This window comes from Herbaspirillum sp. alder98, assembly GCF_020179755.1.
Lineage (GTDB): Bacteria > Pseudomonadota > Gammaproteobacteria > Burkholderiales > Burkholderiaceae_D > Herbaspirillum.
In genome coordinates, this window is record NZ_JAIUCY010000006.1 from 106,179 (window position 1) to 127,249 (window position 21,071).

Sequence of the window (21,071 nt, forward strand, 5' to 3'; positions counted from 1 at the left end):
CGGACTCAGGCCGCCACCGGCGTATAGCCGGCATCTTCGATTGCATCGGCAAACGACTGCGCCGGCAACGCGCTGTCGATCACCACCCGCTTGTCGGCCACGGTGATGTCGACCCGGGCGTTGGCGTCGAGCGCCTTGACGGCCTTGGTGATGACACCGGCGCAATGATTGCAGGTCATGTCGTTGACGGTAAAGGTGGCTGGCATGGCTATTCCCTTCTGGATGATTGGATCGATGTCGCAAGCTTAAACCTTCCCACCGTAGCAAGGTCAAGGCCCCTCATCGCGATCCATGTCAGAATCGGCGCTTGACCTTACCATCATGGGAAGGATCATCATGCTCTCATGATCACTTCCCGAGCCACGCCATGACCGCTACCGCCCCCCGCGAACTGAATCTCGACATCGAAGGCATGAGCTGCGCCTCGTGCGTGGCGCGCGTCGAAAAGGTGCTCAAGCGCGTGCCGGGCGTGATCGACGCCAGCGTCAACCTGGCCACCGAGACCGCCACCGTCACCACCACCGATGAGGTCGCCGTGGCGCAACTGACGGCGGCCATCGATCGCGCCGGCTACCACGCCGTACTGCACGTGCCCGATGCGCCCAGTGCGCCCGATGGCACGCCGGCGCGCCGCGCCCTGCCCCTCTGGTGGCCGGTGGCGCTGGCGGCACTGCTGTCGTTGCCGCTGGTGCTGCCGATGCTGGCCATGCCGCTGGGCGTGGACCTGACGCTGCCGCCGCTGTGGCAATGGCTACTGGCCACGCCGGTGCAGTTCTGGCTGGGCTGGCGCTTCTATCGCGCCGGCTGGGGTGCGGCGCGGGCGCTGTCGGGCAACATGGACCTGCTGGTAGCACTTGGCACCAGCGCCGCCTACGGCCTGTCGCTCTATCAATGGCTCAACACCCCATCCATGGCCGGACACGCGATGGCCGCGCCGCACCTTTATTTCGAAAGCTCCGCCGTGGTGATCACGCTGGTGTTGCTGGGCAAATGGCTGGAAGGCCGCGCCAAGCGCCAAACGGCAGACGCCATCGCCGCCCTCAATGCGCTGCGCCCGGATCGTGCGCGCGTGCTGCGCGACGGACGCGAAGTCGAGCTGCCATTGGCCGCAGTCGTGGTGGGTGACATCGTGCTGCTGCGGGCCGGCGAACGGGTGCCGGTCGATGGCGTGGTGCGCGTCGGGCACAGCCAGCTCGACGAAGCCCTGCTGACCGGCGAGGCCCGCCCGCAAGACAAGGGGCCGGGCGCGCATGTCAGCGCCGGCGCCATCAACATCGACGGCGTGCTGCAGATCGAGACCACCGCCATCGGCGCCGAGACGGTGCTGGCCCGCATCGTGCGCATGGTCGAACAGGCGCAAGCGGCCAAAGCGCCGATCCAGCGCCTGGTCGACCGCGTCAGCGCCGTGTTCGTCCCGGTGGTGCTGCTCATCGCGGGACTGACCCTGCTGGGCTGGGGCCTGCTGGCCGGCAACTGGGAACACGCCGTACTCAATGCGGTCGCCGTCATGGTAATTGCCTGCCCCTGCGCCTTGGGGCTGGCCACGCCCACCGCCATCATGGCCGGCACCGGCGTGGCGGCGCGGCATGGCGTCCTGATCAAGGACGCCCAGGCGCTCGAGATCGCCCATCGGGTCGACCTGGTGGCGTTCGACAAGACCGGTACGTTGACCGTCGGCCGCCCACTGCTGACCGAATTCGAAGCGATCGGTGCGGTCACCCCGGAACAGTTGCTGGCGCTGGCCGCGGCCCTGCAAGCGGGCAGCGAACATCCGCTCGGGCGCGCCGTACTGGACGCCGCCGGGGAGTCGCCGCGTCCGACTGCCGAGGCATTGCGCACGGTCGCCGGCTGCGGCATCGAAGGCCGGGTCGATGGCGCAACGCTGTACCTGGGCAGCAGCCGCTGGATGGCGCAACTGGGCGCCGCCGCCCCCGAACTGGCGGCACGCGCCGACGCATTGCAGCAACAGGGCCGCACCCTGTCCTGGCTGGCGCGCCACGACGGCCAGTTGCACATCCTCGGCTTGCTGGCCTTCGGCGACGACATCAAACCCGGCGCGGCGGCGGCGGTACGGGCGCTGCAGCAGTCCGGCATCGCCACCGTCATGTTGAGCGGCGACAATCGTGGCGCGGCGCAGCAAGTCGCCGAGCGCCTGGGCATCGATGATGTGCGTGCCGAAGTCATGCCGGACGACAAGGCGCACGCGGTAGCCGAATTGCGCCGCGGCGGGCGCGTGGTGGCCATGGTGGGCGACGGCATCAACGACGCCCCGGCGCTGGCGGCGGCCGATGTCGGCATCGCCATGTCCACCGGCACCGATGTCGCCATGCAGGCCGCCGGCATCACGTTGATGCATGGCGACCCGGGCCTGGTAGCGGCCGCCATCGACATCTCGCGGCGCACCTACGGCAAGATCCGGCAAAACCTGTTCTGGGCCTTCATCTACAACCTGATCGGCATCCCGCTGGCGGTCATGGGCTGGCTGGACCCGATGGTGGCCGGCGCCGCCATGGCTTTTTCCAGCGTCAGCGTGGTCAGCAATGCCCTGCTGCTGCGCCGCTGGCGTCCCACCACACGAGAGGCATGACATGAATATCGGCGAAGCGGCAAGCGCCTCGGGCGTGACCGCCAAGATGATCCGGCATTACGAAGAAACCGGTTTGATCCCCAGGGTCGGGCGCAGCGACAGCGGCTACCGCGTCTATGGCGAGCGCGACGTGCACCTGCTGCGTTTCATCCGGCAGGCGCGGCAACTGGGGTTTTCGATGAAGCAGATCGGCGACCTGATCGGCCTCTGGCTGGACCAGTCGCGCCCCAGTCGCAAGGTCAAGGACCTGGCGCAGGCGCATATTGCCGAACTCGATCGCCGTATCGACGAATTGCAGGCCATGAAATCGACGCTGGTGCAGCTGGCGCGCGAGTGCCACGGCGACCACCGCCCGGACTGCCCGATCCTCGATGCCCTCGGCGCGGCCGACGCCTGTTGTGCGACTAACGATTAAATTTGTCAGGGCTTGGCCGAATGACATTGTGTTAATCGCGGCTGGCTGTAATGATCAAGCGTAGCCGGACATTTTCCCGCACGCAGCGCACTCACTGAAGGCCAAGACCTCATGCCACAGAGCAACCACCTGAGCTTCATCGACACCGACCGCCTGCGCATCGCCTTCGAAGAAAGCGGTCCGGTGGACGCACCGGCGGTGATCCTGCTGCACGGCTGGCCGGACGACGTGCGCACCTGGGACAACTTTCTCAAGCCCCTGCGCATGGCCGGCTATCGCGTGATCCGGCCTTTCCTGCGCGGCTACGGGCCGACCCGTTTTCTCTCGGACGACACCCCCCGCAGCGGCCAGCTCAGTGCATTGGCCAGCGACCTGATGGCATTTACCGATGCCCTCGGCCTGCAGCGCTGCGCATTGATCGGTCACGACTGGGGCGCCCGCGCCGCCTACATCATGGCTTCGCAGATGCCTGCCCGCGTGAGCCACTGCATCGCGCTGTCGGTGGGATGGGGCACCAACGGCGCCGACCAGACCCTGAGCCTGCCGCAGTCCCGCAATTACTGGTACCACTGGTACCTGGCCACGCCCCGGGGCGCCGATGACCTGACCCGCGAGCGCCGCGCCTTCGCCCGCTTCATGTGGAATACCTGGTCGCCTGCCTGGGAGTTTTCGGACAGCGAGTTCAGCAACACCGCCGCCTCCTTCGACAATCCCGACTGGGTCGACATCTGCCTGCACTCCTACCGGCACCGCTGGGGTTTTGTCGAAGGCGACCCGGCCTATGCCGAACTGGAAGCCAGGCTGGCCACTACCCCGCGCATCATGGTGCCGACCCTGGTGCTGCACGGCGGCGACGATGGCGCCAATGCACCGAGCACGTCCGAAGGGCGCGAGAAACTGTTCGGGGACGCCTATCGGCGCGTATTGATATCAGGCGCCGGGCATTTTCCGCAGCGGGAGAAATCGGACGAAGTGATCGCCGAAGTGATGGGCTGGCTGGGGCATTGAATACGCGATGAAGGATATCCGACGAAAGATAAACGATCAAAGACGCTGGGTCCTGACTTTCGTCAGGACGACGGGGTTGGGTTGTAACGCATTCGTCGTGCCGACGAACGCCGGTACCCAGCGACTTGATTTTCAGCACCGGCTCGCCCCCCTTCGTGATGTCAGTGACACCCGCCGCCATGCGAGCCAAGATTGGCCGGCTTGGCTTCATCAGGCAGATTGGCCAGCCCCTGCAGGATGCCGCAGTCACGCGCCGGTTGCTCGCTGGCGCATTGCGCGCGCAGCACCTGCAATTGCTCCTGCAGCCCCTTGAGTTGCTCGATGCGCTGGGCCACATGGCCGATGTGCTTGTCGAGCAGGGCATTGACCTCGCCACAGTTCTCTTCCGGCGCATCGCGCAAACGCAATAGTTCACGCACCTCATCCAGGGTCATGTCGAGCGAGCGGCAATGGCGGATGAACTGCAAGCGCTCCACATGGCGCTCGCCGTAGAGCCGATAGTTGGCCTCGGAACGGGTCGGGGCCGGCAACAACGCCTCCTTCTCGTAATAACGAATGGTTTCCACCGGACAATCGGCACGACTTGCCAGTTCGCCAATCTTCAATGTGTCCATGATCGCTTGACCTTGTAGCTGCTTCAGGGTTTTTAATATAGTCCAGACCCGATTCGGTTGCAAAGGAAAACACCATGAGCCAGCACCAGCATGACCATTCGCATGGCCACGACCACGCGCACGATCATGATCACACGCACCAGCATGCGCATGCGCACAGCTGCTGCGGTAGCCACGCCGAACCGGCGATGCCGCAGGCGCGTGCCCTCGCGGGCGCCAATGAACGCGCCGTGTTCTTCATCCAGAAGATGGATTGCCCCACCGAAGAAAGGCTGATCCGCGAACGGCTGGTCAACATGGAAGGCGTGGGCGCGCTCGAATTCAACCTGATCCAGCGCGAGCTCACGGTGCGCCACCAGTTGCCCTCGATCGCGCCATTGGTCGCCACCCTCACCGCACTGGACATGCTGCCGGCGGTCAAGTCGGATTCGCTCGACGCCAGCGCTGGCAGCGACCAGGTGGCCGACTACAGTATCCCGGCGCGGCGCTGGCTGATGCTGGGTGCGGCCGGCGTGGCAGCGCTGGCGGCTGAAGTGCTGGCCTGGACCAGTGGCGATGAATCTTCCATCGCCGTCATTGGGCTGGCGCTGCTGGCCATCGGCCTGGGCGGGCTGGGCACGCTCAAGAAGGGCTGGATCGCGCTGCGCAATTTCTCCCTGAACATGAACTTCCTGATGTCGCTGGCGGTGATCGGCGCGGCGCTGATCGGCCAATGGCCGGAGGCGGCGGTGGTCATCGTCCTGTTCACGCTGGCCGAGATGATCGAGGCGCTGTCGCTGGATCGCGCCCGCAACGCCATCGCCGGGCTGATGGCCATGGCGCCGGAGACGGCCAACGTCCAGCAGGCCGATGGCAGCTGGCAGAACGTGGCGGCCAAGTCCATCCACGTCGGCGCGCGCGTGCGGGTGGCGCCCGGCGAACGGCTGGCCGCCGATGGCGTCGTGGTCACCGGCACCACCAGCATCAACCAGGCCCCGATCACCGGCGAAAGCATCGCCGTGGTCAAGGCGCCGGGCGACCCGGTATTTGCCGGTACCATCAACGAGCACGGCGCCATCGAGCTCGAGGTGACCGCGGCGCAAGCCGACTCGACCCTCTCGCGCATCGTCGCCAGCGTGCAGCAGGCGCAGGGCCAGCGCGCCCCGACCCAGCGCTTCGTGGACCGCTTTGCGCAGTACTACATTCCCGCAGTGGTGGCATTGGCGCTGGCGGTAGCGGTACTGCCGCCGCTGCTCACCGCCACGCCCTTCTTCCCCTGGATCTACAAGGCGCTGGTATTGCTGGTGATCGCCTGCCCCTGCGCGCTGGTGATCTCGACCCCGGTCACCATCGTCAGCGGCCTGGCGGCGGCGGCCCGCAACGGCATCCTGATCAAGGGCGGCGTGTATCTCGAACAGGGACGCAAGCTGCGCGCGCTGGCGCTGGACAAGACCGGCACCCTGACCCAGGGCCGCCCGGCGGTGACCGATATCGTGACGCTCGACCCCGGCGCCGAGCGCCAGGCCCTGATGCAACTGGCGGTATCGCTGGCGGCACGTTCGGACCATCCGGTCTCGCGCGCCATCGCCGCCGCCGACGCCGGCGACACCTCGGCACGCAGCGATGTCGACGCATTCGAAGCGCTGCCCGGACGCGGCGTGAAGGGCCGCATCGATGGCCAGTCCTGGCACCTGGGCAACCATCGCCTGGTGCACGAACTGGGCCATTGCAGCCCCGCGCTGGAGGCGCAACTCCAGGCCCTGGAGCAGCTTGGCAAGAGCACCACCATCCTGTGCCGCGACGCCCGCCCCGAACTGATCATCGCCGTCGCCGACACGGTGCGACCGGCCAGCCGCGAAGCGGTCGCCGAACTGCGGCGCCTGGGCGTGCACGTGGTCATGTTGAGCGGTGACAACCAGCATACCGCCAGCGCCATCGGCGCCGAGACCGGCATCGACGACGTGCGCGGCGACCAGTTGCCAGCCGACAAGGAGCAAGCGGTACAGCAACTGGCCGCCGAGCATGGCGCCGTCGGCATGGTGGGCGATGGCATCAACGACGCCCCGGCGCTGGCGCGCGCGCAGATCGGTTTTGCCATGGGCGCGGCCGGCACCGATACCGCGCTGGAAACCGCCGACGTGGCGCTGATGGATGACGACCTGCGCAAGATCGGCGATTTCCTGCGGCTCTCGCGCAAGACCCATGCGGTGCTGGTGCAGAACATCGCCATCGCGCTCGGCATCAAGGCGGTGTTCATGGCGCTGGCGCTGGCCGGCATGAGTTCGCTGTGGATGGCGGTGTTCGCCGACATGGGCGCCAGCCTGATCGTGGTCTTCAACGGCCTGCGACTGGTGCGCGGCGTGCCACGGCCGGCGCCGGCCTGATGCTATACTGCCGGCCATGATCCTGCGTGCAAAAATCCTGTTGCTGTGGCTGCTGGCGCTGGCGATCCCGGTCCAGGGTTTCGCCGCGGTGCTGCAGACCGGCTGCGCGCCGGTGGCACCGGTGGCACACATCGCAGACCCGGCGCCGGGCGCCCATGACATGCATGCCATGCACCAGATGAACCATGACATGGACATGGTCATGGCCGCTGGCGATCACGAACCATCGCAGCACCTGTCGCACAAGGCCGGTTCTTCCTGCAGCTCCTGCGCCACCTGCAGCGTCGGCGCCGTATTGCCACTGGCGCTGGCGACACCGACCGCCCCCTCGCTTCCTTCGCCGCGCTACCTGATGCAGCCCAACGCCGGCTTCGTCGGCTTTACGCCCGAAAACCCCGACCGTCCTCCTGCCCGCGCCTGATCGCTGATCGTATTGCCTCGTGCGGCCTGCGCCGCCACGAACCACGACCATCCATCATGACGAGGATCCTATGCCTTCCCTTGTGTCACGCCCTCCATGGGCTGTCGCGCTATGCGCCGGCGCATTGCTGTCGGGCTGCGCGCAGCTGCCGGCCGACGGCGGCATCGGCCCGCTGCAGGAAATAGCCAGCCAGCGACTCGGCCAGCACACCACCTGGAACCGCAGCGCCGACGACGACCGGCGCAGCCGCGACCAGATCGCCGCCCTGCTCGACGACGGCCACGCCGGACGCCGCCTGTCCAGCGCCGACGACGCGGTGCAGATCGCGCTATTGAACAACCCCGAGCTGCAAGCCGGCTTCGCCGCCCTGGGCATGGCGCAAGCCGACCTGGTGCAAGCGTCGCGACTGCCCAACCCGGGCTTTTCGTTTGCCCGCAGCCATACCGGCGACGATATCAAGATCGAACGCGGCATCTCGCTGGCGCTGATGAAGCTGTTGAGCATGCCGGTCACCACCCGCATCGCCGAACGGGGGCTGGAGCAGACCCGCCTGCTGGCGGCCGAAAGACTATTGAAAGTTGCGGCGCAAACGCGCCAGGCCTATTACCGCGCGCTGTCATCGCAGCAGATGCTGGCCTATCAGGAACAAGTCCTGCAGGCCGCGCAAGCCGCTCACACGCTGGCCGCGCGCATGGCCGAGCGCGGCAACAGCAGCCGCCTCGACGCCGCCCGCGAACAACTGTTCTACGCCGAGACCCAGACCCGCCTGGCACGCGCCAGGCGTGAAGCCACGCAAGAGCGCGAAGCGCTGGCCAGGTTGCTGGGCCTGCCGCCTGACTTCGACCTGCCGGCGCGCTTGCCGGCGTTGCCGGACCAACTGGCACCCATGGTCGATATCGAACGCCAGGCGATGGCGCAGCGGCTGGATGTGCAGGCCGCCCGCAGCGAACTGGCCGGGCTGCAGGATTCATTGGGCCTGACCCGCGCCACCCGGCTGGTGAACGTGCTCGACCTGGGCTACCAACGCACCACCGAATCGGGCCGTGCGCCCGAGATCGGCTACCAGGTCAGCATCGAGATTCCCCTGTTCGACTGGGGCCAGGCGCGCGTGGCCAAGGCCGAAGCGATCTACCTGCAAGGCGCGCAACGGCTGGCCGCCACCGCCCTCGATGCGCGTGCCCAGGCCCGGCTGGCCTGGCGCGAACGGGATGACGCCTTTGCGCTGGCGCGCCGTTACCAGCAGCAGATCCTGCCCCTGCGACGGCGCGTCGCCGACGAGAACCTGCTGCGCTACAACGGCATGTTGATCAGCGTATTCGAGCTGCTGGCCGATGCCCGCGAACAAGCCACCACCGTGATCGCCGCCATCGAAGCCGAGCGCGATTTCTGGATCGCCGACGCCGGCCTGCAACTGGCGCTGGGCGGACCACCACAAGGAACCCGACCATGACCACCCCGATGACCCGTCGCGCCTTCCTGCAAGGCTCGGCCCTGGCCGTCAGCAGCGCTGCCGTCACCCGCGTGGGCGCGGCCAGCCTGCCCGAGGCCGCACAACAGCAAAGCCCGCTGACCCAGCCGCCGCTGGCGCCACCCAATGGCCGCCCCTATCAACCGGTGGTCACGCTCAATGGCTGGACCCTGCCCTGGCGCATGAAGGATGGCGTCAAGGAATTCCACCTGGTGGCTGAACCGGTGGTGCGCGAAATCGCCCCCGGCATGAAGGCCCACCTGTGGGGCTACAACGGCCAGAGCCCCGGCCCCACCATCGAAGTGGTGGAAGGCGACCGGGTGCGCATCTTCGTCACCAACCGCCTGCCCGAGGCGACCTCGGTGCACTGGCATGGCCAGCGCCTGCCCAATGGCATGGACGGCGTGGCCGGCCTGACGCAACCCGCGATCCCGCCCGGCAAGACCTATGTCTACGAATTCACGGCGCGCCGCGCCGGCACCTTCATGTATCACCCGCACGCCGACGAGATGGTGCAGATGGCCATGGGCATGATGGGTTTCTGGGTGACGCATCCGAAGAACCCGGACTTCATGCGAGTCGACCGCGATTTCGTGTTCCTGCTCAATGCCTACGACATCGCCCCGGGCGCGGCCACGCCCAAGGTCAACACCATGCTCGACTTCAACCTGTGGACCTGGAACAGCCGCGCCTTCCCCGGCATCGACCCGCTGGTGGTGCGGCATAACGACCGGGTCCGCATCCGGGTCGGCAACCTCACCATGACCAATCACCCGATCCACCTGCACGGCCACGAATTTGCCGTCACCGGCACCGACGGCGGCTGGGTGCCGCCGGCGGCGCGCTGGCCCGAGGTCAGCACCGACATCGCGGTGGGCCAGATGCGCGCCATCGAGTTCGACGCCACCGAAGAAGGCGACTGGGCGCTGCATTGCCACAAGGCGCATCACACCATGAACGCCATGGGGCATGACGTGCCGACCATGATCGGCGTGGACCAGTCGGGCGTGGCCGAGAAGATCGCGAAGCTGATTCCCGACTACATGGTGATGGGCGACAAGGGCGGCGCCATGGGCGACATGGAAATGCCGCTGCCCGATAACACCCTGCCGATGATGAGCGGGCGCGGCCCCTACGGTCCGATCGAGATGGGCGGCATGTTCAGCACCGTCAAGGTCCGGCGCGGCCTGGCGCGCGACGACTATCGCGACCCCGGCTGGTATCGCCCGCCGACCGGCAGCGTGGCCTACGAATGGAAAGGCACGCCGCCTGCGGCCCCGCAGGCGCCAGCCGACGGCCACCATCACCAGCATCGCTGATTCACTGAAACTAATACTAGATAAAGGAAACAAAAATGAAGACTAACTTTTTACGCGCCCTGTCGGCGCTGGCCCTGACCCTGTGCACGCTGCCGGCGCTGGCCCAAGACGATCCGGCGCCGCAGGTGGCCGGCGAAATCCGCCGGGTCGACGCCGATGCCGGCAAGCTGACCATTCGCCACCAGCAGATTCCCAACCTCGACATGCCCCCCATGACGATGGTCTTCAAGGCGGCGCCAGCCCTGCTGCGACAAGTCCACGAAGGCCAGAAGGTGAGATTTACCGCCGCCCGCGTGGACGGCGCGCTCACCGTCACCTCGCTGGCAGACCAGGCCGACGCCCCTTAACCCGGGGAAGGCATTGCCGAGGGGTAAATTTTCTGGCCTGCGCCATGTTCCGGCATGCGCGCAGGCGTTATCATCTGTCGCTTGATTCCAATAAAAGCGACAGCATAGAACTCATTTCATCAATAGACGTGAGTGCGAGCGAGTCCCTTTTGGGATGAAGTGCAAGGCACGAACTTGGACCAAGACTGGCCGTCTTGGTCCAAGTTCGCAACACAGCAATTCGCCCAAAAGGGCCGCTCCCTTCGGGTTCCTCCCAGAAAGGGTGCTGGCCGCGTTGCGCTTCTTGCGTGTGGCACCGCCACACGACGCGTCGCACGCCTTGCCAGCGCCCTTTCTGGGAGGAACGCATCTCGCGTCTATTGATGAAATGAGTTCTAGAAACTCAGGAGATCAGCATGCCCCAACTCATCGGCACCACCCCTTCGGCTTACGGCTACCCACTGCTGATCAAGCAGTTGCTGCATAGCGCGCTGGCCACGGCACCCGAGCAGGAAATTGTTTACGGCGACCGCCGCCACAGCTACACGGAGTTCTATCGCCGCGTGCAGCGCCTGGCCAATGCGCTCAGCGAGATCGGCCTGCAACCGGGCAACACCGTGGCCGTGATGGACTGGGACAGCCACCGTTATCTCGAATCGTTCTTTGCCATCCCGATGATGGGTTGCGTGTTGCAGACGGTCAATGTGCGACTCTCGCCGGAGCAGATCGCCTATACCCTCAATCATGCCCAGGCCGATGTATTGCTGGTCAACTCCGACTTCATGCCGCTGCTCAAGCAGATCCGTGGCCAGCTGGGCACCCTCACCCGCTGTGTGCTGCTGACCGATGACGGCAGCGTGGCGCCGGCCGGCCCCGGCTTTGCCGGCGAATACGAAGACCTGCTGGCGCAGGCCGAACCGCAATACGCTTTCCCCGACTTCGACGAAAACGCGCGCGCCACCACCTTCTACACCACCGGCACCACCGGCCAGCCCAAGGGCGTCTATTTCAGCCATCGGCAACTGGTGCTGCATACCCTGGGCGCCACCGCCGGCCTGGCACTGGCGCCGCAGCAGGGTCGCCTGCACCGCGAAGACGTCTACATGCCGCTCACGCCGATGTTCCATGTGCACGCCTGGGGCCTGCCCTATGTCGCCACCATGGCCGGCCTCAAGCAGGTATACCCCGGCCGCTACGTGCCGGATAACATCGTGCGCCTGGTGCAACGTGAAAAAGTGACCTTCTCGCATTGCGTGCCCACCATCCTGCAGATGGTGCTGGGTTGCGAGGCAGCCAAGGACGCCGACCTGTCCGGCTGGAAGATGATCATCGGCGGCTCGGCCATGACCGGCAGCCTGGCGCAGTCGGCGCTTGCGCGCGGCATCGACGTGTTCACCGGCTATGGCATGTCCGAGACCTGTCCGATCCTGACGCTGGCGCATGTGTCCGACGCCGACCTGGGCACCGATGCCGAAGCGGCGATCCGCCTGAAGACCGGGCGGCCGTTGCCGCTGGTCGAACTGCGCACGGTCGATGCCGACCTGGGCGACCTGCCGCGCGACGGCAAGACCACCGGCGAAGTCGTGGTGCGCGCGCCATGGCTGACCCAGGGCTACCTGAACCAAGCGCAAGCCTCAGAAGACTTGTGGAAAGGCGGCTGGCTGCATACGCAGGACATCGGCCACATCGACCAGCGCGGCTACCTGCAGGTCACCGACCGCATCAAGGACGTGATCAAGACCGGTGGCGAATGGGTATCTTCGCTGCAGATCGAAGACATCATCGCGCGCCATCCTTCGGTGGCCGAGACTGCCGTCATCGGCGTGGCCGACAGCAAATGGGGCGAACGCCCGCTGGCGCTGGTGGTGCTCAAGAAGGACGCCGCGCCCTTGCGCGCGGACGACATCCGGCAACACGTGGCGGCAGCGGCCGAACTGGGGCAGATATCGCGATATGGCGTACCGGACCAGGTGCAATTCGTCACCGAGCTGGCCCGTACCAGCGTGGGCAAGCTCAACAAGCGGGTCATGCGGGAGCAGTATCCGACAGGATAAATGTGACCAAAGACGCTGGGCCCTGACTTTCGTCAGGGCGACGGGGGCTGATTTATAACAAGTTCGTCTGCCGGCGAAGGCCGGCACCCAGCGTCTTCCGATGCGCAAAAAAAAACGCCATTCAGGACATCTCCCGAATGGCGTTTCTTCATGGCAAGCCAGCAATCAGTTGAAGATCACCGTCTTGTGTCCATTGAGCAGGATCCGGTGCTCGGTGAACCACTTCACCGCCCGCGCCAGCACCACGCATTCGATATCGCGGCCAATGGCGGTGAGCGTATCGGGGCCCATCGAATGGTCCACCCGCTCGACGCCCTGCTCGATGATCGGACCTTCGTCGAGATCGCCGGTGACGAAGTGCGCCGTCGCGCCGATCAGCTTCACGCCGCGGTCATGCGCCTGGTAATAAGGCTTGGCACCCTTGAAGCTGGGCAGGAACGAATGATGGATGTTGATGGCGCGACCACGCAACGCGTCGCACAACTCAGGCGACAGGATCTGCATGTAACGCGCCAGCACCACCAGGTCGATCTGGTTGGCCTCGACGATCTCCAGGATGCGCTGTTCCTGCACCCGCTTGACCTCGGCCGGCGCGCCGGTGGCCAACGGCAGGTGGTGAAACGGAATGTTGTAGCTGGCAGCGAGCTGGTAGAAATCGGTGTGGTTCGACACGATCGCCGGAATCTCGACCGGCAGCAAGCCGCTCTTGTAGCGGAACAGCAGGTCGTTGAGGCAATGACCGATCTTCGACACCATCAGCATCACGCGCGGCTTCTTGGCCGCATCGTGCAGTTGCCAATTCATCTGCAGCGAATCGCCCAGGCTGCCGAAGTCGGCGCGCAATTGCGCATCGGACACGCCCGCGTCTTCCGACGAGAAATGCACCCGCATGAAGAACAGCGCCGATTGCGCGTCGCCAAACTGGGCCGAATCGATAATGTTGCAGCCGTGATCGGCCAGAAAACCCGAGACGCGATGCACGATACCGCGCTGGTCCAGGCAGGACAGAGTAAGAATGTATTCCGGGTGAGCCATGAGCATGAACTGAAAACGCCAGCGTCGAACGGGACGGGCTGAGCACGTACCGCCACCGGCTGATCCTGAGCCGGCGAACGACGAAAGGCGCTATTGTCGCACGAGCCGGGTGCACGCTCCAAGCCAGGAGGCCGGCAGTGACGCAATTGCAGCCCTTACGGCCGCAATTGCCCTCTTCGCCCGGTGCTCGCAGACAGAAGTTTCATCCAGGCAATGCCGCGCTGACAACGGCAGCGGCGACCGCCCGCGGACTGCTTCAGGCGGTCTTTTGCAGCAGTTCCTTCTGCTCGTAACCGCTGACCTGCAGATCACCCGCCAGTTGACCGCCCTCTTCGATCACCAGCTTGCCGTAACGGATCTTGCCGGTGACCTTGCCGCTCGAATAGATCACCAGCTTCTGGCGCACAGTCAGGTCGCCATCGAACTCGCCGCGGATCTCGGCCAGGTCGATCTCGGCCGACCCCTTGAAGGCGCCGCGCTCGGCAATCTGCACCACGCGGCAATTGATGGTGGCCTGCACGCGGCCTTCTACCACCAGCGTGTCGCAGTCTTCGATCTCGCCCTTGACCTTGATATTGGGGCCGACGGTCAGCTTGCTGCCCGACTCTTCGGTCGGCGCCGGAGTGGCGCTGCCGGCGCCGCCGGCCACCGACGATGGGTATTGGGTGCTCTTGTTCAGGCTGGACACGCCAGCGCCGGTGGCGCCGGGTTGCGATGCATTGGCGGCGCTGAAAGGCGAATTGGTCGAGCCGGTGTCACGTTTGCCGAAGAGGGTTTCTGAGCGAAGCATGGGATCTCCTGAAAATAATAGAGCGTGCAAAATGGGGCGCACGAAATAACAAAACGAAGCGCATGCGAATGGATGAGCGCATCTGCAAATCACATGACCGACGTTGTCGGTGCTCGCAGATGAGGGTCCTGGGCAAGCCCGACCATTCAGGTGCACGTCGCGGTACCAACAGGCTTCCTGCGTTTTTTACAGCGCCGCCGATGGCGACGTTGGCTTGTCAGGAAAGAAACCTGTGCGGTTCAGGCAGGACACTTTTTCGAAAGTTCACCAGTAATTTGTAACATCAAAATCACTAACGAATTAATTAAAAAAGCATCCGGCGACAACCATTCTCACCTGTGACATGGCGATGTTCATGCGCTTCGAGAACGGTTGAATTTGTCGATGTTGCGGCGGGTCGCGCTGCGCGCCGCCAGAGGTTGAAAACAATTATTTGCGTGATTTACACAATGCAAATTATTTAGTTTTCTGCGGCGCTTGTAATCAAAAAAAATGTAACAGTTACAGCAGGCAATTCGTCGCCGGAAGGCGACACCATTCGAAGCGCGAGAAGCCACCACATTCACTTTCAGCGACACCTCAACCTACGGATGAGGTGTCGGCAACTGCCCTGGAATTTGTAAGCGATGCAAACGGATGTCACGGGCTGCTGCAGCGCGGCCGGAACCGTTTTATGATGCAATGGATCGTCAGAATCAATCTTTTTCCGTTCGTCCCCATGCCATGAGCCACGACCAGAACTCCTCGCCGGGATCGCTTGATTCCTTCGGCGCCAATATTTTCCCGGCCGAACGCAATTCGGGTGCGGCGCGCCTGCTGGCTGCGATCATCGCGCTGATCAGCTGGTGCGCCTTCATTGCCCAGACCGACATCACCATCAATCGCCTGCTGGCGCGGGGCGGCGGCGTGCTGGAAGGGCTGGACCGCCTGTCGATGTACCTGACCAACCTCACCATCCTGATGTCGGCGCTGGTGTTTACGTCGCTGGCGTTGTCGCTCAAGACGCCGTTGAGCCGGTTTTGCCGGCAGCCCTCGGTGGTCTCGGCGGTGGTGGCCTACCTGGCCTTTGTCGGCATCGCCTATAACCTGCTGCTGCGCCATCTGTGGACACCCACCGGCTACCGCGCGCTGGTCAACGAGAGCCTGCACACCGTGGTGCCGCTGCTGGCGATGGTGTACTGGATCTTCTTCGTGCCGGTGTTTCACAGTTCGGTCAAGAAATCCCTGCTGTGGCTGATCTATCCGCTGGGCTACCTGGCCATCACCTTGTGGCGCGGCGCGGCCTCGGGCTTCTACCCTTATCCGTTCATCAATGTCAGCACGCTCGGCTACCCGCGCGTGATGCTCAACGCCAGCCTGCTGCTGGCCGGCTTCATCGGCTTGATGACGCTGTTCATCGTGGTCAATCATTCGGGCAAGCCGGCCTTGGCCCGTAAATGACGCCGCGCTGACGCTAAAAGATTTTCGCAAGACATATTTCTGTCACACGGCAGCGCTATCCTTTTGCGGTTCCGCGCCTTGAACCACAACAATATCCGACAGGAAAAAACATGACCATCCACAACGACACGGCCGCCCCGGCCGATGCCTCTGACGCATCCACTCCGAGCGTTCCTGACAGCAACAGCCGCCGCCGCTTTCTGGGTGGCATGGCGGCATTGAGCGCCGGCAGCGCGCTGTCGGCCTGCGCCACCGATGGCGCCGCCAGCCATCCCGGCAGCAACCCGGCCGCCAGCGCCGCGCTGGATTCCGCCCTGCGCGACAAGATCAAGACCGTCGTCGTCATCTACGCCGAAAACCGTAGTTTCAATAACCTGTTCGGCGACTTCCCTGGCGTCGAAAAGCCCTTGTCTTCGCTCAAGCCGTCCGACTACCAGCAGCGAGACCGCGACGGCAGCGTGCTCAAGCAGTTGCCGCCGGTGTGGGGTGGCGTGGTGGGCCAGGAACAAGCCATCGAAGGCGTCACCTACGAAGCCGGCAAGCAGTACCAGAACAACCTGCCCAATGCGCCCTTTGCCATGAAGGGCCCGCAAGGCGAAGCCTTGCCGCTGGGCCTGGTCACGCGCGACCTGTGGCACGTGTTCTACCAGAACCAGATGCAGATCAACGGCGGCAAGAATGACGGTTTCGTGGCCTGGGCCGATTCGGGCGGGCTGGTCATGGGCCACTACGCGGACACCCGATACAACCTGCGCCTGTGGGATATCGCCCGCGAATTCGTGCTGTGCGACAACTTCTTCCAGGGCGCCTTCGGCGGCTCGTTCCTGAATCACCAATACCTGATCTCGGCGGCCGCGCCGTATTACCCGAACGTGGCCACCTCGGTCTCGCGCACCCAGGTCGCCAAGACCGTCGGCGGCGATCCGTTGTCGGGCCAACTGGTCCCGGCCGAGAACAGCCCGGCCAGCGCACTGCAGGGCGCGCCCAAGTTCGGCCCCAGCGCCCTGACGCCGGACGGCTATGCGGTCAACACCATGGCCCCGCCCTACTGGCCGACCTGGACCCGCGACCGCAACAACCCGGCCTATGCCGAACCGAACCAGCCCAGCGTGCTGGTGCCGCAGACGCATGAACACATCGGCGACAAGCTGGGCAAGAAAGGCATCGAATGGGCCTGGTATGCCGGCGCCTGGCAAGCCACGCTGGACGAATTCAAGGACTCGAAGGGGATCCCCAAGATTCCTAACTTCCAGTATCACCACCAGCCATTCAACTACTTCAAGAACCTGGGCCCGGACAATCCGAGCGAGCGCAACAAGCGCCTGCGCGACGGTGGCCTGGGCGACGAAGCCCGCACCAACCGCTTCCTGGCCGATGCCGAAGCCGGCCGGCTGCCGGCGGTCAGCTTCTACAAGCCCCAGGGCAATCTCAACATGCACGCCGGCTATGCCGACGTCACCTCGGGCGACCGCCATATCGCGCACATCGTCAAGAGCCTGCGCGCCAGCCCGCAATGGAAAAACATGGTGGTGGTGATCACGGTCGATGAAAACGGCGGCTGGTGGGACCACGTGGCGCCGCCCAAGGGCGACCGTTGGGGACCGGGCACACGCGTGCCGGCGATCGTCGTGTCGCCTTTTGCGCGCCGCGGCACGGTCGACCATACGGTGTACGACACGGCGTCGATCCTGCGCCTGATCACGCGCACCTTCGGTCTTGAAAAGCTGGATGGCCTGAAGGCGCGTGACGACGCCATGGTCGCGCGCGGGCAGCAGCCGATGGGTGACTTGACCAACGCGCTGGATCTGGGCTGAAAAAAGACGCTGGGTGCCGGCCTTCGCCGGCACGACGGATTAGTTATACCCCCCCCCCGTCGTCCTGACGAAAGTCAGGACCCAGCGTCTTCCAGTATCACGCCAGCCAGGGCGGCGCAGTCTCGCGCAGGCTGATTTTCCTGGGAATCAGCTTCAGGTCGAGGAAAGTATCGGCAATCTGCTGCTGCTCGTCGAGGATGGCATTGGTGATGGGCAAAGTGCCGAAGTCATAACGCCTGACCGCCACTTCCACCACATTCCTGGGCAAGCCGAGAATGGCCGCCAGTTCGCCCGCATATTCATCGGGACGCGACTTGGCCCAGCCGTCCAGCTTGTCGAGTTCTTCGATGGCGATCTTGAGCAGGTCGGCATTGGCCTTGGCAAATTCACGCGACGAAAAATAATAGGCACGATTCTTCACCACGCCGGTGGCATCCGCCAGGATGCGCGCCTGCAAGGTCTGCTCGGCCGCCGCCAGATAGGGTTCCCAGATCACCCAGGCATCCACCGAACCGCGTTCGAACGCCGCACGCGCATCGGCCGGCGCCAGGAACACCGGGTTCACGTCGCTGTAGTGCAGGCCATGCTTTTCCAGCAGCTTGACCAGGAAGTAATGCACGTTGGAACCCTTGTTGAACGCCACCCGTTTGCCTTTGAGGTCGGCCACGCTCTTGATCGGCGAGCTGTTAGGCACCAGCACCGCTTCGACCTTGGGCCGCGCCACGGTCGCCGCCACATAGACCAGCGGCGTGCCGGCCGCCTGCGAAAAGATCGGTGGCGCTTCGCCGACATCGCCGAAGTCGATCGAATTTGCGCCCAGCGCCTCAAGCTGCACCGGGCCTGCCGTGAATTCCACCCATTTCACGCTAGCGCCCAGCGGCGCCAGGCGCTTCTCAAGCACGCCGCGCGTACGGATGATGCTCAACGCCCCCTTCTGGTAACCGACCCGAAGCTCGCGCTGCGCCGCATGCGCCTGGCGCGGCGCCAGTGCGGCTGCCGCGACCACCCCCAGCCCCAGGCCGGCCATCACCAGCTGGCGACGACGGCGCCCTTTTTGCAATTGGGCGATGGCTTCGTTTCTCTTGTTGTCTTGGGTCATGCCAACACTTTCCGTATCGATGATTGAATGGCTCAGGCTAACCACCTCTGCAGTGACTGCGAACTAATACTTCCGATACTGCTTATAAGAAAATCGGATAAGCCAGATTGCTTCACATGGCGCTTATCGACCATATATATCACGTTATGATATATTTAGACGCTAACTCTCCCGGTATAACAAACTGATTTCATCATGACGCATAAACGCGACTACACCGCCGACCTGCGGCTGCCCCTGCTCTCATTGCTGGCCATCGTCATCGGCGTGCTCGGCACTGGCGCTGCCTGGTTGTTATTGAAACTGATCGCGCTGTGCACCAACCTGTTCTACTTCCAGCGCCTGTCGACCGAAGCCGTCTCGCCGTCGACTAACACTTTGGGATGGCTGGCGGCGCTGGTGCCGGTAGTGGGAGCGCTGATCGTTGGCCTCATGGCGCGCTACGGCAGCGACAAGATCCGCGGGCACGGTATTCCCGAGGCCATCGAGGCGATCCTGTTCGGCAAGAGTCGCATGTCGGCCAAGGTGGCGCTGCTCAAGCCGTTGTCGTCCGGCATCGTGATCGGCAGCGGTGGCCCCTTTGGCGCCGAGGGCCCGATCATCATGACCGGCGGATCACTGGCGTCGCTGCTGGCGCAGTGCTTCCCGGTGACGGCAGCCGAGCGCAAGTCGCTGCTGGTGGCCGGCGCCTGCGCCGGCATGACCGCCATCTTCGGCACCCCGGTGGCGGCGGTGCTGCTGGCGATCGAGTTGCTGCTGTTCGAACTGAAGCCGCGCAGCCTGTTGCCGGTGGTGTTGGCCTGCGCCACGGCTGGCTTCCTGCGACCACTGGCGATCGATGCCGGTCCGCTCTTTCCGTTGCCGGTCGGCAGCCCCGGACTGATCGCATTCCTGTCGTGCCTGGCGGCGGGCCTGGCCAGCGGCGTGCTGGCCGCCGTGCTGACGCTGGCGTTATATCGGGTCGAAGACGGTTTTCATCGGCTGCCGCTGCACTGGATGTGGTGGCCCGCCATCGGCGGCGTGGTGGTCGGGCTGGGTGGCATGGTCGAGCCGCGCGCGCTCGGCGTGGGCTACGACGTCATCGCCGACCTGCTGCACAACCACATCATCGCCAGCGCCGCGTTGTCGCTGCTGGCGGTGAAGGCCGTCATCTGGCTGGTCGCGCTGGGTTCGGGCACCTCCGGCGGGGTGCTGGCGCCGTTGCTGATGCTGGGCGCTGGCTTGGGCATGTTGCTGTCGCACTGGTTGCCGGGCGGCACGCCGGCGCTGTGGGCGCTGGTCTGCATGGCCGGCGTGCTGGGCAGCGTATTGGGCGCGCCCCTGACGGCCATCGTGTTTGCCTTCGGCTTGACCGGTGCCAGCGATGCGCTGTTGCCACTGATGGTCACCTGCGCGGTGGCCTATGGCGTCAACGTATTGCTGATGAAGCGCTCGATCATGACCGAAAAGATCGCCCGCCGCGGCTTGCATGTGCATCGCGAATACGGCGTCGATCCACTCGAACGTCATCATGTGGAAGACCTGATGAGCGTGACCCCGACCACGCTCGATGCCGCGCTGCCGGCGCTGCGATGCAGCGTGATCGCCAGCGGCGACAGCCACCGCTACTACCCGGTCACCGACAACGGACGGCTGCTTGGCATGTTACCCAGGCAGGCACTGGAACTGGCCGCCGCCGAGCAGACTTGCCGCGCGCTGCTGCCGCAGTCGGGCCTGGCCCCGGATTACCTGTTGCCACAGATGAGCGCACGCGCCGCTGCCGGTCGCATGGCCGGGCTGGGCGTTGCGCGCCTGCCGGTGGTCGACAGCATCAAGGGCATGCGCGTCATCGGCATGCTGGCACTGTCCGACCTGGTGCGGGCGGTGGCCACGCATGCTGCCGAAGAATCGGTGCGCGAACGACTGCTGGGGCGCTAGACCGCCCCCACCAGCTTGCACGCCAGGTTCTGGGTCGACACCAGCACCACATTGACGCCCTCGCTGCCGCTGTCGAGCCTGAATTCAGTATTGCCATTCGATAACGAAATGATGCGCACGGCGCGGGTCGCGTTTTCCTTGATGACGGCGGTGCCCTGCGGGCTCATGCAGGTCAGGGTGCATACGCCGGTGGCGGTACAGCTGCGCGTGAGGTCGCTTGAAACCGGCGTCGGCGGCGCCGTCTGTGGAATCTGCGCGCGCGCAACCGTTGCCATCAAGACAAGGCTGGCCAGGGCGACATATCGGCGTGTCATGTTTTTCTCCCGATGAGGTTGGGCGGTGGGCCACTGGGCATGTGATCCCGAAACCGGCGCGGCGTTCGCGCAAAATAAAACGGCGCA

18 protein-coding genes are annotated in these 21,071 nt (G+C 64.8%); 12 read left to right on the top strand and 6 right to left on the bottom strand.

Translation table 11 applies throughout. The annotated features are described in order from the left end of the window. Positions 1-5 precede the first annotated feature (5 nt). Positions 6-206, bottom strand: coding sequence for a heavy-metal-associated domain-containing protein (locus tag LBW87_RS15425; RefSeq protein WP_225202378.1), 201 nt, complete (start codon positions 204-206; stop codon positions 6-8). A 161-nt stretch (positions 207-367) separates the two neighbouring features. On the opposite strand from LBW87_RS15425, the gene LBW87_RS15430 reads away from it, so the two are divergent. The 3 genes from LBW87_RS15430 to LBW87_RS15440 all read left to right on the top strand — a co-directional run bounded on the left by LBW87_RS15430 (position 368) and on the right by LBW87_RS15440 (position 4,010). Then, positions 368-2,587 (top strand): heavy metal translocating P-type ATPase, encoded by a 2,220-nt coding sequence (locus tag LBW87_RS15430; RefSeq protein ID WP_225202379.1) that lies wholly within the window; start codon positions 368-370, stop codon positions 2,585-2,587. 1 nt (position 2,588) lies between these two features. Next, positions 2,589-3,002, top strand: a complete 414-nt coding sequence (cueR, locus tag LBW87_RS15435) for a Cu(I)-responsive transcriptional regulator (protein WP_225202380.1) — start codon at positions 2,589-2,591, stop codon at positions 3,000-3,002. 111 nt (positions 3,003-3,113) lie between these two features. After that, entirely contained in the window at positions 3,114-4,010 is an 897-nt protein-coding gene (locus tag LBW87_RS15440; RefSeq protein WP_225202381.1) for an alpha/beta fold hydrolase, read from the top strand. A 161-nt stretch (positions 4,011-4,171) separates the two neighbouring features. Here the strand turns inward: LBW87_RS15440 and cadR are convergent, their stop codons facing one another. Continuing rightward, positions 4,172-4,624 carry a Cd(II)/Pb(II)-responsive transcriptional regulator gene (cadR, locus tag LBW87_RS15445; protein ID WP_320442737.1) on the bottom strand — a complete coding sequence of 151 codons (453 nt, stop codon included), beginning with the start codon at positions 4,622-4,624 and terminating at the stop codon, positions 4,172-4,174. 74 nt (positions 4,625-4,698) lie between these two features. Between cadR and LBW87_RS15450 the strand changes: the two genes are divergently transcribed. The 6 genes from LBW87_RS15450 (at position 4,699) to LBW87_RS15475 (ending at position 12,575) form a co-directional block, all read left to right on the top strand. Beyond that, positions 4,699-6,987 carry a heavy metal translocating P-type ATPase gene (locus tag LBW87_RS15450; protein WP_225202382.1) on the top strand — a complete coding sequence of 763 codons (2,289 nt, stop codon included), beginning with the start codon at positions 4,699-4,701 and terminating at the stop codon, positions 6,985-6,987. 16 nt (positions 6,988-7,003) lie between these two features. Continuing rightward, on the top strand, positions 7,004-7,408 hold the full coding sequence (locus tag LBW87_RS15455; protein ID WP_225202383.1) for a hypothetical protein: 405 nt from the start codon (positions 7,004-7,006) through the stop codon (positions 7,406-7,408). Between the two features lie 70 nt (positions 7,409-7,478). Continuing rightward, positions 7,479-8,858 carry a TolC family protein gene (locus tag LBW87_RS15460; RefSeq protein ID WP_225202384.1) on the top strand — a complete coding sequence of 460 codons (1,380 nt, stop codon included), beginning with the start codon at positions 7,479-7,481 and terminating at the stop codon, positions 8,856-8,858. After that, positions 8,855-10,195 (top strand): multicopper oxidase family protein, encoded by a 1,341-nt coding sequence (locus tag LBW87_RS15465; RefSeq protein WP_225202385.1) that lies wholly within the window; start codon positions 8,855-8,857, stop codon positions 10,193-10,195. Before LBW87_RS15460 ends, LBW87_RS15465 begins: the two co-directional genes overlap by 4 nt. A gap of 35 nt (positions 10,196-10,230) precedes the next feature. Next, entirely contained in the window at positions 10,231-10,542 is a 312-nt protein-coding gene (locus tag LBW87_RS15470; protein ID WP_225202386.1) for a copper-binding protein, read from the top strand. Between the two features lie 395 nt (positions 10,543-10,937). Continuing rightward, a complete protein-coding gene (locus tag LBW87_RS15475; RefSeq protein WP_225202387.1) occupies positions 10,938-12,575 on the top strand; it encodes a fatty acid--CoA ligase in 1,638 nt (545 codons plus the stop codon). Positions 12,576-12,740: 165 nt separating this feature from the next. On the opposite strand, the gene purU is transcribed toward LBW87_RS15475, so the two are convergent. Then, the gene (purU, locus tag LBW87_RS15480; protein ID WP_225202544.1) at positions 12,741-13,610 is read right to left on the bottom strand and encodes a formyltetrahydrofolate deformylase; all 870 of its coding nucleotides are present in this window, start codon (positions 13,608-13,610) and stop codon (positions 12,741-12,743) included. Positions 13,611-13,866: 256 nt separating this feature from the next. Next, positions 13,867-14,400 (bottom strand): bactofilin family protein, encoded by a 534-nt coding sequence (locus tag LBW87_RS15485; RefSeq protein WP_225202388.1) that lies wholly within the window; start codon positions 14,398-14,400, stop codon positions 13,867-13,869. A gap of 723 nt (positions 14,401-15,123) precedes the next feature. Between LBW87_RS15485 and LBW87_RS15490 the strand changes: the two genes are divergently transcribed. Together LBW87_RS15490 and acpA are read left to right on the top strand one after the other, a co-directional pair. Continuing rightward, a complete protein-coding gene (locus LBW87_RS15490; RefSeq protein WP_225202389.1) occupies positions 15,124-15,840 on the top strand; it encodes a Pr6Pr family membrane protein in 717 nt (238 codons plus the stop codon). Between the two features lie 110 nt (positions 15,841-15,950). After that, positions 15,951-17,654, top strand: coding sequence for an acid phosphatase (acpA, locus tag LBW87_RS15495; protein WP_225202390.1), 1,704 nt, complete (start codon positions 15,951-15,953; stop codon positions 17,652-17,654). Positions 17,655-17,751: 97 nt separating this feature from the next. Here acpA and LBW87_RS15500 read toward each other — a convergent pair whose 3' ends face one another. Next, positions 17,752-18,753, bottom strand: coding sequence for a sulfonate ABC transporter substrate-binding protein (locus LBW87_RS15500; protein WP_225202391.1), 1,002 nt, complete (start codon positions 18,751-18,753; stop codon positions 17,752-17,754). 195 nt (positions 18,754-18,948) lie between these two features. Between LBW87_RS15500 and LBW87_RS15505 the strand changes: the two genes are divergently transcribed. Continuing rightward, positions 18,949-20,670, top strand: a complete 1,722-nt coding sequence (locus tag LBW87_RS15505) for a chloride channel protein (protein WP_225202392.1) — start codon at positions 18,949-18,951, stop codon at positions 20,668-20,670. On the opposite strand, the gene LBW87_RS15510 is transcribed toward LBW87_RS15505, so the two are convergent. After that, entirely contained in the window at positions 20,667-20,984 is a 318-nt protein-coding gene (locus tag LBW87_RS15510; RefSeq protein ID WP_225202393.1) for a hypothetical protein, read from the bottom strand. The genes LBW87_RS15505 and LBW87_RS15510 overlap by 4 nt on opposite strands. Positions 20,985-21,071: the final 87 nt, after the last annotated feature.